Genomic DNA, 13,468 nt, shown 5'->3' on the forward strand with positions numbered 1-13,468 from the left:
GAGTTATGCAGACTGAAACATCAATAGTGTTTCGGCGGCCATAGCGTGAGGGAAACGCCCGGTTACATTCCGAACCCGGAAGCTAAGCCTCACAGCGCCGATGGTACTGCAGGGGGGACCCTGTGGGAGAGTAGGACACCGCCGGACTTCTTTCGTGAAATGGCCGCCCAGTGCTGGGTGGCCATTTCTCGTTAACGCGCCCTGAAAGGAAGACGCGATGACCGAAGAAGAGCGCCCCGAGAAGGGCCGCAAGCCGCGCTTCAGCGCGGCCGATTCCGGATCCCGCCGAGACACACGAGGTGCCGGCGCATCCCGCGGGGGCGCGCGCGGCTCCGACAGCGGTGCGCAGCGCCGTTCCTTCGGCGATCGCGACCGAAAGCCGTACGGAGATCGCGAGAAGCGGCCGTTCGAGCGCCGTGACGATCGATCGACCGGCGAGCGGAAGCCCAACCGGGATCGCGACCGGAAGCCGTACGGGGACCGGGAACGCAAGCCTTCCGGTGATCGGGACCGGAAGCCCTACGGCGACCGTGAGAAGAAGCCGTTCGAGCGTCGTGACGCGAAGCCCTACCGCGACCGCGATCGGAAGCCCTACGGCGACCGCGATCGGAAGCCCTACGGCGACCGCGATCGGAAGCCCTACGGCGACCGCGATCGGAAGCGATATGGTGCCCGCGACGGGGATCGCCGCAACTCGCGTCCGCCGCAGTCGGCTGAACGGCGCGCCGCGCAGGGGCCGGAGATTCCCGAGGAGATCACCGCTCGTGATCTTCCGGGTGCTGCCCGTAACGAGCTGAAGACGCTGTCCAAGGAGAACGCGGAGCAGGTCGCTCGGCATCTCGCAATGGCCGCGCGCCTCATCGACGACGATCCCGACCTCGCGCACCAGCACGCGCTTGCGGCCTCGCGTCGGGCCGGCCGCGTTGCTGTCGTGCGCGAGACCGTCGGCATCACGGCATACGCGACCGGTGACTATGCGCTCGCGCTCCGTGAGCTGCGCACCTACCGGCGCATCTCGGGCAGCGACGAACAGATCGCCCTCATCGTCGACAGCGAACGCGGCGTCGGCCGCGCGGACCGCGCGCTCGAAGAAGGGCGTGGTGTCGATCGCAGCGCCTTGCCGGTGCAGGTCCGCGTCGAGCTCGCGATCGCCATGTCGGGCGCTCGCCTCGATCTCGGCCAGCCCGATCGCGCGCTCGGTGAGCTCGACATCCCCGAACTCGACCCCGACCGTGCCTTCTCGTGGAGTTCTGCCCTGTTCGCAGCACGCGCCGCGGTGCTCGAAGAGCTCGGCCGTGACGACGAAGCTGCACAGTGGCGCCGTCGCGCCGAGATCGCAGACGAAGCGATCGGCAGCACGGAAGCCGACCGCGAACTGCTCGAGATCGAAGAGATCGAAGAACTCGAGCTCGAAGACGACTCGGAATTCGAAGCCACAGACGCGGAGTCGGCCGACGCAGTCGAGGCGGCAGCCGACGCGGTGGCGTCGCAACCTCGCGAAGGGGAAGAGGCCTGATGCCGCTGTTCGGCAAGCGGCGCCCGACGCCGCTCGATGGGGTCGACGCCGTCCTGGCGGACCTCGACGGTGTCGTGTACGCAGGACCCGGACCGCTGCCGTACGCGATCGACAGCCTGAACGATGCCGGCCGGACGCGTCGTCTCGGCTACATCACCAATAACGCATCCCGTCGTGACGCCGTCGTCGCCGAGCATCTGCGCGACCTCGGGCTGACTGCCACCCGTCCGGAGGATGTCGTCACGAGCCCGCAAGCGGCGATGCGGCTTCTTGCCGAGCGGGTCGCGCCGGGAGTGACGGTACTGATCGTCGGCGGGGACGGACTCGTGTTCGAGGCGGAGAAGGCCGGATATCGCGTCACCCGCAGTGCCGAGGACGCGCCTGCCGCCGTCGTGCAGGGCTTCGCCCCCGAGATCGGGTGGGCGGAACTCGCTGAAGCCGCCTACGCCCTCGCCCTGCCGGAAGAAGAGGGCGGCATCCCCTGGATCGCAACCAACACCGACTGGACGATCCCGCAGGCGCGCGGCATCGCACCCGGCAACGGCACGCTCGTCTCCGCCGTGCACACGGCGGTCGGGCGTCTCGCGACGGTCGCAGGCAAGCCCGAGACACCGATCTTCGCCGAAGCGGTCGCCCGGTTCGGCGCGCAGCGTCCACTGTTCCTCGGTGACCGGCTCGACACCGACATCGCAGGTGCGCAGGCAGCCGGCATCGACTCCGCACTCGTCCTCACCGGCATCGATCGACCCAAACACGTGCTTGCCGCTCCGCCGACGTCGCGACCGACCTACATCCTCGGCGATCTGCGCGAACTGCACGAGCCCTATCCAGAGGTCGTCACGGCCGGCGACACAACGACCGTCGGATCCGCCGCCGTCCGAATCGACGGCGCGGATGTGCGCATCGTCTCGGAAGGGGCACGCCCCATCGACCTCGTCCGTGCGGGTGCCGCAGCGATCTGGTCGACGGGTCGGGCGATCTACGGGTTCCGTGTGCCCGAGCGGCTCTACGCGGATCCGTTCCACCGTCCCTGACGAAACGACATGGCGAAGGGCCACGAGCGATCACCGCCCGTGGCCCTTCGCGTTTTGCATCGTCAGTCGACGAGCGATCCCCAGGTCTTCGCGCCGACGATGCCGTCTGCGGTGAGGCCCTTCGCCTTCTGGTAGGCGACGACAGCCGCCTTCGTGCCGGCGCCGAACACGCCGTCGACCGCCACCGAGTGTCCTGCCGCGCGCAGTTCCACCTGCAGGGCGCGCACCGCTGCGCCATGCGAACCCGAACGCACGGTCGGCAGCAGCGCCGGCCACGTCTTCGCGCCGGCGATGCCGTCAGCGGTCAGTCCGCGCGACTTCTGGAAGGCGACCAGTGCCGCCTTCGTCTTCGCGCCGAACGCACCATCGACGGTCAGGCTGTATCCGCGTGCCTGCAGGCCGTACTGCAGCGTCTTGACGGCCGCGCTGTTGCCGCTTCCCGCCTTCACCGTCGGGAACGCGGTCTCGGTCGGCGTCGGGGTCGTCGGCACCGGCGAGCCGGTGAGCTTCTGGTAGTACGTGCCGATCGCGCTCTTGGCGCCCACGTACTCGAAGTGCATCGTGTCGGGCTTGGAGTAGTGGCCGCCCCAGTAGAAGCCCGCGTTCATCCACATCTTCACGACCTTGGGCGGGATCGTGCTGCGGAACGTGTAGCTGTGCGGGTTCTCGTTCCAGTTGATGTCGACGGCGCGGCCGTACGCGTGGTTCGAGGGGGTCGTCGTGCCCGAGATGTAGCGGCAGTTGTATCCGCCTGTGCTCGCGGCGTGCATCGTGTAGCCCATCTGCTTCGTGCGCTTGAGCAGCTCCTTCACGAGCGCGGCGAGTTCGGTGCGCACCGTGACGCGAACGCCGCCCGCCTCCATGGTCGTGGTCGCCACGTTGCAGCGGGGGCCGGGCTTGGTGACCTCGGCGGCGTCGTTGAAGCCGGCGGGGTGCGCGCGGTACGTCATGACCGCTGCGGGGTAGTCGCTCTTCGCGTAGTTCGCCGCGGTCGCCGACGACGGTGTCAGCGTGACGGCGAGGGTGACGGCCGCCGCGACGGCGAGCATCTTTCGGACGGGGGTACGTGTCTTCATGGGGGGAGTCCTCCGATTCTGATCGTGGGCGCCCTCACCGTACGCACGGCGCCGAGCCCGCGTGAATGGGCAGAACTGCCCACCGCCCGCGTATCGTGGGAGCCATGGCGATGGATGAGGCCGATGCGCGTCGCGAGGATCTGCTCTCAGCGCTCGAAGTGATCGAGGAGCAGCCGCTCGCGGAGCGCGCCGCGGCGTACGCGAATCTGCACGACGACCTCGCCCGACGCCTCGAGTCGGGGCCTCGCGACCCCGCCGCATGACCGGGCGACTTGACGCGGTCATCGCCGCGCGCGGGCTGGCCCGTTCGCGTACCCATGCCGCACAGCTCGTACAGGACGGTCACGTCCGGGTCGACGGGGTCGGTGTCGTCAAGCCATCGGCGCGCGTCGCAGATGACGCGCAGATCGAGGTCACGCTGCCCGATCACTACGTCAGCCGTGCCGCCCACAAGCTCATCGCCGCGCTCGACGCGTTCGCCGTCGACCCGACGGGGCGGCCCGCGCTCGATATGGGTGCATCGACCGGCGGCTTCACGCAGGTGCTCCGCGAACGCGGTGCCCCGGTCGTCGTCGCCGTCGACGTCGGTCACGGTCAACTCGCCGAATCCGTGGCGGCGGATGCCGGTGTGCGCGCCGTCGAAGGCTTCAACGTGCGCAACATGACGTCGCAGTCACTGCGGACGGCATCAGGTGTCGAAGCGGACTTCACGGTGATCACCGGCGACCTCTCGTTCATCTCGCTCACCCACGTGCTGCCGGCCGTCGCCGACGTGGCGGCGCACGGTGCCGACATCGTGCTGCTCATCAAGCCCCAGTTCGAGGTCGGTCGTACCGGTGTGCGCGAAGGGCTCGTGACCGACCCTGTGCGCCGGGCCGATGCGGTCGCCGGCGTGCTGTGGGCGGCGTGGGATGCCGGCCTCGGGGTGCACGGACTCATCGCGTCGCCGATCGTCGGCACCCACGGCAACGCGGAGTACCTGGTGCATCTGCGCCCCCGGGGCGCCGATGTCGCCGAGGGCAATCCGACACAATGGTTGAGCATCGCGAACGAACTGGCGGGAGCCTGATGACGAACGTCCCTCACACCGTCCTGGTGGTCGCGCACGCGCAGCGCGAGGACACCGTCGCGGCCGCCCGTCGCGTGATCGCCGCGCTGCAGGCTGCCGACGCACGTGCCGTGCTGCCCGGCGACGATGCCGACCTCGCGGCGGCGCTGAGTGAATTGCGTGGTGTCGGCAGACTCGGCGACGACGCCCAGGTCGACGAGATCGACCTGGCCATCGTCTTGGGAGGCGACGGCACGATCCTTCGCGCGGCGGAACTCGTCCGAGACGGGCGCGCACCGGTGCTCGGCATCAACATGGGGCATGTCGGCTTTCTCGCCGAAATCGAAGCGGACGTGCTCGACGAGGCGATCCGGCGGGTGATCGCGCACGAGTACGACGTCGAAGAGCGCATGGCACTGTCGGTGCGCGTGAAGGATGCCGCGGGCGACGTCGTGTACGAGACGTGGGCGCTGAACGAAGCCACCGTCGAGAAGGCGTCGCGCGAGCGCATGCTCGAAGTCGTCATGGAGATCGACGGCCGCCCGCTGTCGAGCTTCGGCTGCGACGGCGTGGTCGTGTCGACCCCGACCGGGTCGACCGCCTACAGTTTCTCAGGCGGGGGCCCCGTGATCTGGCCGAGCGTCGAGGCGATCGCGGTCGTCCCGCTCGCAGCACACGCACTGTTCGCCCGCCCGCTCGTGATCGGCCCCGACGCATCCGTCGCGATCGAGGTGCTCACCCGCACCGACGGCTCCGGCATCCTGTGGTGCGACGGGCGCCGCTCACACGACCTGCCGCGCGGTGCGCGTGTCGTCGTGCGACGCTCCGAAGCGCCGGTGCGGCTGGCGCGCCTGCATCCCGCCGTGTTCACCGACCGGCTCGTCGCGAAGTTCCGTCTGCCGGTCGACGGGTGGCGCGGACCCGCGGCGCCGAGCGGGCCGGGAGCGGCATGATCGAACAGATCGACCTGCGCGATCTGGGGGTCATCTCGCAGGCGACCCTGCCGATCGGCCCCGGATTCACCGCCATCACCGGCGAGACCGGCGCCGGAAAGACGATGGTCGTGACCGGTCTCGGGCTGCTGCTAGGACAGCGCGCGGACTCGGGCGCCGTGCGCTCCGGGGCCGAGCAGGCGTCGGTCTCGGGCGTCTGGCTCGTCGATGACGACGGCGCGGTCGCCGAACGGGTTCGCGACGCCGGTGGCGAGGTCGAGCCGATCGGCGGCGGCCGCGCGGAGCTCTACCTCGGCCGGTCCCTGTCGGCGGAAGGCCGCAGCCGAGCCACGGTTGGCGGGCGGACGGCGCCCGCCGGGGTGCTCGCGGATCTCGCCGACCAACTCGTCGTCGTGCACGGGCAAGCCGATCAGTTGCGCCTGCGGTCGGCGGCTGCGCAGCGCGACGCGCTCGACCGGTTCGGCGGCACCGCAGTGGCTGAGGCGCGCGCCGTCTACGTGGAGGCGTTCGAGACCTGGCGGCGCGTCGCCGGCGAACTCGAGACACTCGTCGCCGAACGCGACGAACGCGCGCAGGAGGCGGAACGCCTGCGAGAGGCGTTGGCGGCGATCGAGCAGGTCGATCCGCAACCCGGCGAAGACGCCGAGTTGACGCGCCGCGCCGAACGGCTGGCCAACGCGGAGGAGCTGCGGATCGCTGCAGCCACCGCGCACGAAGCCCTCTCCGGCGAGGACGACCGCACCGATGTCACGGCGCTCCTGGCGGAGGCGCGCCGTGCGCTGGAGCGGACGGCGAGCGACGAGCAGCTCGCCGCGTTCGCCACGGTGCTCGAAGAGATCGGGTACCGCGTCGCAGACGTCGCCGCCGAGCTCAGCGGATATCTCGCAGACCTCGATGAGGGCGGGCCGCACGAACTGGCGGCCGTCGAGGATCGGCGCGCGCAGCTGAACGGGCTCGTGCGCGCGCATGGGAGCGTCGACGCCGCGATCGACATGCTGCAGACGGGTTCGGCGCGGCTGGTCGAACTCGACGACGACGGAGACCGCCTCGAGCGGCTCCGCGTCGAAGTCGATACCGCCGCGCGCGCACTGGATGCCGCGGCCGCGACGCTCACGGCGACTCGGTCCGAAGCTGCCGGGCGGCTCGCCGAAGCCGTGACCGCCGAACTGCACGAGCTCGCCCTTCCCGATGCCCGCCTCGTCGTCGCCGTGGAGCCTGCCCCGCAGACGACCGCAGGCCGCGACGAGGTGACGCTGCTCCTTGCTCCCCACCCCGGAGCCCAGCCGCGTTCGGTGGCCAAGGGTGCATCGGGTGGTGAACTCAGTCGCGTGATGCTGGCGATCGAGGTCGTCATCGCCGGCGTCGACCCGGTGCCGACGTTCGTCTTCGACGAAGTGGATGCCGGGATCGGGGGAGCAGCGGCCATCGAGGTCGGTCGGAGGCTGGCGCGCCTCGCCGATCGCAGCCAGGTCATCGCCGTCACCCATCTCGCGCAGGTCGCGGCGTTCGCGAACAACCACTTGACCGTCGTCAAGTCGAGCGACGGATCGGTCACGGCATCCAGCGTTCGGTCCCTCGAGGGTGCCGACCGCGAGGCGGAGATGGCCAGGCTGCTGTCGGGCATGACGGATTCGGAGGCGGCGCTCGTCCACGCCCGCGAACTGATCGAGCTGGGCGAGAAGGCGTGACTGGCGGCGGTACGCCTGACGGGGCGGCATCCCTCGACCGCCCGGCCGGTTCGGTGCCGATGCCGCCGACGAGGCAGACGCCGGTGTACCGGTGGTTGTCGGCGATGCTGCGCAGGCTCGAGATGTGGTTGCGCTCGCGCGGCGGGACGGGCCTTCGGCGTACGATCCAGGTGTTCTGGGCCGTGCTCGCAGGGATCGGCGTGCTGCTGCTGGTCGGCCCCGTCATCAACGAGCCGCTCAGCTTCGAGGACATCACCTCGTCGGCAGACGACGCGACCGAGACGTGGATCGCCCGATCCTTCGACGCCGACTACACCCTGGAGCGAAACGCGGACGGGCGTCTCGAGGCGACGGTCGTCGAAACCATCGAGGTGCTGTTCACCGACGAGACGTCGGAGTCGACGGTGGAGCGCGTCATCGCCACCCAGTACGAGGGGCACGACCTCGCGCTCGAGCTGACCGCGGCGAGCCTCGACGGTGAGCAGGTCGAAGCCGACGTGCGGCGCGGGCCGACGCAGACGACGATCGTCATCGATGCGGGGGAGCAACTCACTGGCGACCACCGGGTTTCGCTGCGGTACACGCTGCACGACGTCGCCTACGTCGGCGCGGATCGCTCATCGCAGCGTCCGCAGCAGATCCTGCAATGGGACGTGTTCGGGCCGGACTGGTCGCACGCGGTGGCAGAGACGGCCGTGCGCATCACGGTGCCGCAAGAGCTGGCGGCCTCGTACGACCGGCAGCCGAGCGGCGGGGTCGCGTGGCTGCTGCTGAGTGATTCGACGACGCTGACCGTCGACGAGGCCACCGACGACGCGGTCGTCTACACCCTCGACAACGACCAGAACCTGCCGCCGCACGCCTCCTTCTGGTTCACCTTCCGCTTCGCACCCGACACGTTCACGATGCCGCCGCCGTCGTTCGTGTTCTGGGTGCAGGTGATCGGTCCGTTCGTGCCGCTGGCCCTGCTCGCGATCTCGCTGCTGCTCTCGGTGGCGGCGCGTCGTGTGGCGTGGGCGGACGCCCGCGGTCGTGAGTGGTTCGTGCCCGAGAGTGCACCGAGAGAAGAGGGCACCCCACCGCTGGATGCGCGCCTGGCACGCGCCGTGCGCGTCGCACCCCTCGTCGATGCCCTCACCGCGTATCGAACGCATCGAGACGCCCGCCGTACCCGCGCCCTCGTGCGCGCCGCGCGGCGGACCGGCCGCCTCGGCGACCTCCCCGCGGCGTGGAGCCGATACCTCGGTGCGCCGGCGTGGCGTGAGCAGTTCGCGCTCGGTCTGCGCCGCGTCCCCAAGGGGTTCGTCCGCGACGCGTTCCTCGGCGGCACGATCGCGTGGACCCTCGTGCAGTGGGGGCTCGTGCGCCAGCTGTCGCATCAGGTGGTGCTCTCGGAATACTGGTGGCCGCTCGCCGTCGTCGCGGTGACGACGCTGCTCGCTGTCGCCGTCTTGGCGGTGACGCTGTCGGCGAGGCCCCTGACCCGCGCCGGGGCGCTCGCCGCCGAGCACCTGCGCGGTCAGCGGCTCCATCTGTCGCAAACCCTCGCCGCGGAACGGATCACGGCGAAGGACCGCGACCTGCCGTACGTGCTCATGTTCCAGCCGCCGCGCCAGGCGCGCAGGCTCATGCTGCGGCTGCTCGATCAGGCCGGGGTCACCGAGAAGGTGTTCGCCGACCCCGACTTCGTGACCGGCGGACGCCTCGCGGTCCGTGTCGGGGCGGTGCTGCTCGCCGCCGCACTCATCGTCGTCGCCTTCACGGTGCCGGCATCGACGCGCCATGACCCCGATCACTTCGAGATCCTCGATGACGTCGAAGGAGACTACGGCGTCTACGTGTCGGACGTCGACATCGACGCGACGCTGCGGACCGCCGCCGACGGGCGGGCCCAGCTCGACGTCGTCGAGACGCTGACGGCGGACGTCGACTCGAACCTGCGAGCGATACCGCAGATCACCCGGGTGTGGCGCGACCGCGTCGACGGCCACGACATGCAGCTGACGGTCACGGGCATGACCGTGGACGGCGCCGAGGTTCCGTTCGATCAGGATCGGCTCAAGGGATACGCGTTCGCACAATCACGCGTCTTCGACGAATGGCCGGGGGAGCACACCCTCACGGTGTCGTACACGCTCGCCGACGCGGCCGCCGCCGCCCAGGTCGACGGCCAGTGGCGCGACCAGGTGCGGTGGACGGCCCTGCTGCCGTGGTGGACGACGACGTGGGAGGGCGTCGATCACGAACCGGAGCACCTGCGCGTCGCGCTCGCCGTCGAAGACGGCCTCGACCAGCAGCTCATCGGAGCGAGCGGGTGGATCGACGATCTGCCGCATCGACCGGAACGGCCGGTCGTGCCGTTCGAGGACCCGCAGCATCCCACCCTCGATGCCGTCCCGGACGATGAGGACTGGCCGTCGGCATCGGCGTACGTCGGCACGCAGTTGCAGTTCGCTGCGGGCACGTTCGCCGGGCCTTCGCAGCAGGAGTGGCTCGGCGCCGCGGCGGTGGCGTCGCTGCCGATCGTGCTGCCGGTCGGAGCGGCCGTGATCTCGCTGCTGTGTGCGCTCGCGGCGTGGACTGCGGGCAGGCGACTTCGTGGCGTCGCCCGCGACCTCGTGCGGTGGCTGCCGCCGCTGCTCGCGGTCGCGCAGTTCCCGTTGCTCGGGTGGACGACCGGCGACATGTACGACGACGACCCGGTGCTGCCGGTCGCGCTCCTGTCGGCAGGGCTCACCGTCGCGGCAGCCGTCGTGGTGCTGATCAAGACGCGCCGCCGCGGCCGGTGACGACGCGCCCGGGGCATCCTCACAGCCGAGGGGGCGAACTCGCTGATAGGATGAAAGCCCGTGACGGACACTTCTGACGCGGGCATCATTTCGAACGACACCACCAGGCACATCTTCGTGACCGGAGGTGTCGTTTCGTCGTTGGGCAAGGGTCTCACGGCCGCGAGCCTCGGCAATCTGCTGACCGCGCGCGGACTGCGCGTCGTCATGCAGAAGCTCGACCCCTACCTCAACGTCGACCCGGGGACGATGAACCCGTTTCAGCACGGCGAGGTCTTCGTCACCGACGACGGCGCCGAGACCGACCTCGACATCGGCCACTACGAGCGGTTCCTCGACATCGAGCTGAGCCAGGCCGCCAACGTCACCACCGGGCAGATCTACTCGCAGGTCATCGCCAAGGAGCGCCGCGGCGAGTACCTCGGTGACACGGTGCAGGTCATTCCGCACATCTCCGACGAGATCAAGCGCCGCATGCGTCTGCAGGCAGACGAGACCCCGAAGCCCGACGTCATCATCACCGAGGTCGGCGGCACGGTCGGCGACATCGAATCGCAGCCCTTCCTCGAGGCCGCGCGTCAGCTGCGTCACGAGCTCGGCCGCGACACCGTCTTCTTCGTGCACGTCTCACTCGTTCCCTTCATGGGCGCGTCCGGCGAGCAGAAGACCAAGCCCACCCAGCACTCGGTCGCAGCGCTCCGCCAGGTCGGCATCCAGCCCGATGCGCTCGTGCTGCGCAGCGACCGGCCGGTGAGCGAGAGCAACCGCAACAAGATCGCGCTCATGTGCGATGTCGACGTCGACGGCGTGATCAACACGGTCGACCTGCCGAGCATCTACGACATCCCCTCGACGCTCAACGAGCAGGGCCTCGACGCGTACATCGTGCGACGTCTCGGCCTGTCGGCGAAGGCCGGCGACGTCGACTGGACGCGCTGGAACACTGTGCTCAACGCCGTGCACAACCCCAAGCACGAGGTGACGATCGGTCTCGTCGGCAAGTACATCGACCTGCCCGACGCGTACCTCTCGGTGACTGAGGCGCTCAAGGCGGGCGGGTTCGCGCAGGAGACGAAGGTGCAGGTCACCTGGATCCCCTCCGACCTGTGCGAGACGCCCGAGGGTGCCGCGAAGGCACTGGGCGGCGTCGACGGGATCGTCGTGCCCGGAGGCTTCGGTATCCGCGGCATCGAGGGCAAGCTCGGCGCGCTGCGATTCGCGCGTGAACAGGGTATTCCGACGCTCGGCATCTGCCTCGGCCTGCAGTGCATGGTCATCGAGTACGCCCGCAACATGGCAGGTCTCGAAGGCGCCTCCTCGACAGAGTTCGACCCCGACACGCAGTACCCCGTCATCGCGACGATGGCCGAGCAGGTCGACATCATCGACCACGGCGACATGGGTGGCACGATGCGGCTCGGACTCATGGCGGCCGACCTCGCCGAGGGGTCTCTTGCCGCCGAGGTGTACGGCTCGACGACCGCCTCGGAGCGCCACCGTCACCGCTACGAGGTCAACAACCGCTACCGCGACCAGATCGCCGAAGCCGGGCTCGTCTTCTCGGGCATTTCGCCCGAGCGCGGCCTCGTCGAGTACGTCGAACTGCCGCGCGAGGTGCACCCGTACTACATCGCGACGCAGGCGCACCCTGAACTGCGCTCGCGCCCGACCGAGGCCAACCCGCTGTTCCGCGGACTGGTTGCCGCGGCCCTCGACCGTCACCGCGCGTCGGAGCTGTTCGAGGTCGAGGATGACTGATTCCGGCATCCTCACCGACGACCCGGCGGATGCCGAGGTCATCGCGACCGAGACCGTCTATCGGGGCCGGGTGTGGAACATCCGGCGCGACGAGGTGCGCTACGGCGGCGGCACCATGGTGCGCGAATACATGGACCACACCGGCGCCGTCGCAGTGCTCGCGCTCGATGACGAGGGCCGTGTGCTGCTGATCAAGCAATACCGGCATCCGGTGCGGGTGCGCGACTGGGAGATCCCGGCCGGGCTGCTCGACGTCGCCGAAGAGGACGCGCTCGCCGCCGCGCAGCGCGAACTGGCCGAGGAGGCCGACCTGGTCGCGGACCGGTGGGACGTGCTGGGGGAGTTCTACACCACCCCCGGTGGGTCGGATGAGGCGATCCGCATCTACCTCGCCCGCGACCTGCGCGACGCCGACGAAACGTTCGCGCGCACCGACGAAGAAGCCGACATCGAGAAGCGGTGGGTGCCCCTCGACGAGGTCGTCGACGCGATCCTCGACCGGCGGCTGCAGAACCCGTCGCTCGTGGTCGGCGCGCTCGCCGCGCACACCTCCCGTTCCCGCGGGTGGGCCTCGCTCGCCCCGGGGGACGCACCGTGGCCGCGCCGCTCGCGCGCGATCGGAGCGGGCCAGGCGTGAAGCTCGACCGTGCCGTCGACGCCTATCTGCGGCACATCACGATCGAGCGCGGGCTGTCGGACCACACCGTCGCCGCCTATCGCCGCGATCTCGCCGGCTACGTCCAGTGGCTTGCCGCCGAGGGCATCGACGAGCCCGCCGCCGTGACCGCGCAGCTGGTCTCGCGCTTCGCCGCCGAGCGGGCGTCGGCCGACCCGCCGCCCGCCGCGACGTCGCTCGCCCGCCTGCAGTCATCGGTGCGCGGGCTGCACCGCTTTCTGGTGCGCGAGGGGGTCACGACCGAGGACCCGACCGGTCGCCTCCGCCCGCCCAAGACGCCGCAACGGCTGCCGAAGGCCCTCACGATCGATCAGGTCACGGCGCTGCTGGATGCCGCGGGTCCCGAGCCCGGCGCAGTCACCGAGACCGACGTCGTGCGCCTGCGCGACCGCGCCCTGCTTGAGCTGCTCTACGCGACGGGTGCGCGCGTGTCCGAGGCCGTCACCCTCGACGTCGACGACCTCGCGCACGGTGACGTGCTGCGGCTGCGGGGCAAGGGCTCGAAGGAGCGGATCGTGCCGGTCGGTTCCTATGCCCGGGCGGCGATCGAGGCGTACCTGGCCCGAGGCAGACCCGAACTGTCGCGGCGGGGAGCCGCGACACCGCGACTGTTCCTGGGTGCGCGCGGGGCGCCGCTGTCACGCCAGAGCGCGTGGCTGGTGATCCAACAGGCTGCCGAGCGCGCGAAGCTCTCGGCGCACGTGTCGCCGCACACGCTACGCCATTCGTTCGCGACGCACCTGTTGCAGGGGGGCGCCGATGTAAGGGTCGTGCAGGAACTGCTCGGCCACGCCTCGGTCGCGACGACGCAGATCTACACGCACGTCACGGTCGACGCGCTGCGCGACGTCTACCTCACGTCGCACCCGCGCGCCCGCTGATGTCAACGTCGGCGCGGATCCGGGCTTGCGAGGCGGTCTGTGACAGAAT

Annotated in this window: 11 protein-coding genes and 1 rRNA gene; 11 read left to right on the forward strand and 1 reads right to left on the reverse strand. The window is 70.1% G+C overall.

The genetic code is table 11. The features are described 5' to 3' along the window. The first annotated feature begins 30 nt into the window (after nucleotides 1-30). The 3 genes from rrf (at nucleotide 31) to AC3ENX_RS10475 (ending at nucleotide 2,550) form a co-directional block, all read left to right on the forward strand. Nucleotides 31-147: ribosomal RNA gene (rrf, locus tag AC3ENX_RS10465) — 5S ribosomal RNA — on the forward strand. Nucleotides 148-217: 70 nt separating this feature from the next. Then, nucleotides 218-1,516 carry a primosomal protein gene (locus tag AC3ENX_RS10470; RefSeq protein WP_434811821.1) on the forward strand — a complete coding sequence of 433 codons (1,299 nt, stop codon included), beginning with the start codon at nucleotides 218-220 and terminating at the stop codon, nucleotides 1,514-1,516. Then, nucleotides 1,516-2,550, forward strand: coding sequence for an HAD-IIA family hydrolase (locus tag AC3ENX_RS10475; RefSeq protein WP_434811822.1), 1,035 nt, complete (start codon nucleotides 1,516-1,518; stop codon nucleotides 2,548-2,550). The genes AC3ENX_RS10470 and AC3ENX_RS10475 overlap by 1 nt, the downstream gene beginning before the upstream one ends. 62 nt (nucleotides 2,551-2,612) lie before the next feature. On the opposite strand, the gene AC3ENX_RS10480 is transcribed toward AC3ENX_RS10475, so the two are convergent. Further along, on the reverse strand, nucleotides 2,613-3,626 hold the full coding sequence (locus AC3ENX_RS10480) for a peptidoglycan-binding protein (protein ID WP_434811823.1): 1,014 nt from the start codon (nucleotides 3,624-3,626) through the stop codon (nucleotides 2,613-2,615). A 104-nt stretch (nucleotides 3,627-3,730) separates the two neighbouring features. Between AC3ENX_RS10480 and AC3ENX_RS10485 the strand changes: the two genes are divergently transcribed. The 8 genes from AC3ENX_RS10485 to xerD are packed head-to-tail and all read left to right on the forward strand — an operon-like array spanning nucleotide 3,731 to nucleotide 13,419. Beyond that, nucleotides 3,731-3,889, forward strand: a complete 159-nt coding sequence (locus AC3ENX_RS10485) for a hypothetical protein (protein WP_434811824.1) — start codon at nucleotides 3,731-3,733, stop codon at nucleotides 3,887-3,889. Beyond that, nucleotides 3,886-4,695 carry a TlyA family RNA methyltransferase gene (locus tag AC3ENX_RS10490; RefSeq protein WP_434811825.1) on the forward strand — a complete coding sequence of 270 codons (810 nt, stop codon included), beginning with the start codon at nucleotides 3,886-3,888 and terminating at the stop codon, nucleotides 4,693-4,695. The genes AC3ENX_RS10485 and AC3ENX_RS10490 overlap by 4 nt, the downstream gene beginning before the upstream one ends. Beyond that, complete coding sequence (locus AC3ENX_RS10495; RefSeq protein WP_434811826.1) at nucleotides 4,695-5,627, forward strand: NAD kinase; 933 nt, start codon at nucleotides 4,695-4,697, stop codon at nucleotides 5,625-5,627. Before AC3ENX_RS10490 ends, AC3ENX_RS10495 begins: the two co-directional genes overlap by 1 nt. Then, nucleotides 5,624-7,315: a DNA repair protein RecN gene (gene recN / locus AC3ENX_RS10500; RefSeq protein WP_434811827.1), complete on the forward strand. Its 1,692-nt coding sequence runs from the start codon at nucleotides 5,624-5,626 to the stop codon at nucleotides 7,313-7,315. The genes AC3ENX_RS10495 and recN overlap by 4 nt, the downstream gene beginning before the upstream one ends. Then, nucleotides 7,312-10,104 (forward strand): DUF2207 domain-containing protein, encoded by a 2,793-nt coding sequence (locus tag AC3ENX_RS10505; RefSeq protein WP_434811828.1) that lies wholly within the window; start codon nucleotides 7,312-7,314, stop codon nucleotides 10,102-10,104. The genes recN and AC3ENX_RS10505 overlap by 4 nt, the downstream gene beginning before the upstream one ends. 60 nt (nucleotides 10,105-10,164) lie before the next feature. After that, entirely contained in the window at nucleotides 10,165-11,862 is a 1,698-nt protein-coding gene (gene pyrG, locus AC3ENX_RS10510) for a CTP synthase (protein ID WP_434811829.1), read from the forward strand. Next, nucleotides 11,855-12,499 (forward strand): NUDIX domain-containing protein, encoded by a 645-nt coding sequence (locus AC3ENX_RS10515; protein WP_434811830.1) that lies wholly within the window; start codon nucleotides 11,855-11,857, stop codon nucleotides 12,497-12,499. The genes pyrG and AC3ENX_RS10515 overlap by 8 nt, the downstream gene beginning before the upstream one ends. Next, nucleotides 12,496-13,419, forward strand: a complete 924-nt coding sequence (xerD, locus tag AC3ENX_RS10520) for a site-specific tyrosine recombinase XerD (protein WP_434811831.1) — start codon at nucleotides 12,496-12,498, stop codon at nucleotides 13,417-13,419. Before AC3ENX_RS10515 ends, xerD begins: the two co-directional genes overlap by 4 nt. Nucleotides 13,420-13,468 lie beyond the last annotated feature (49 nt).

The sequence above is a fragment of the Microbacterium sp. bgisy189 genome, assembly GCF_057707225.1.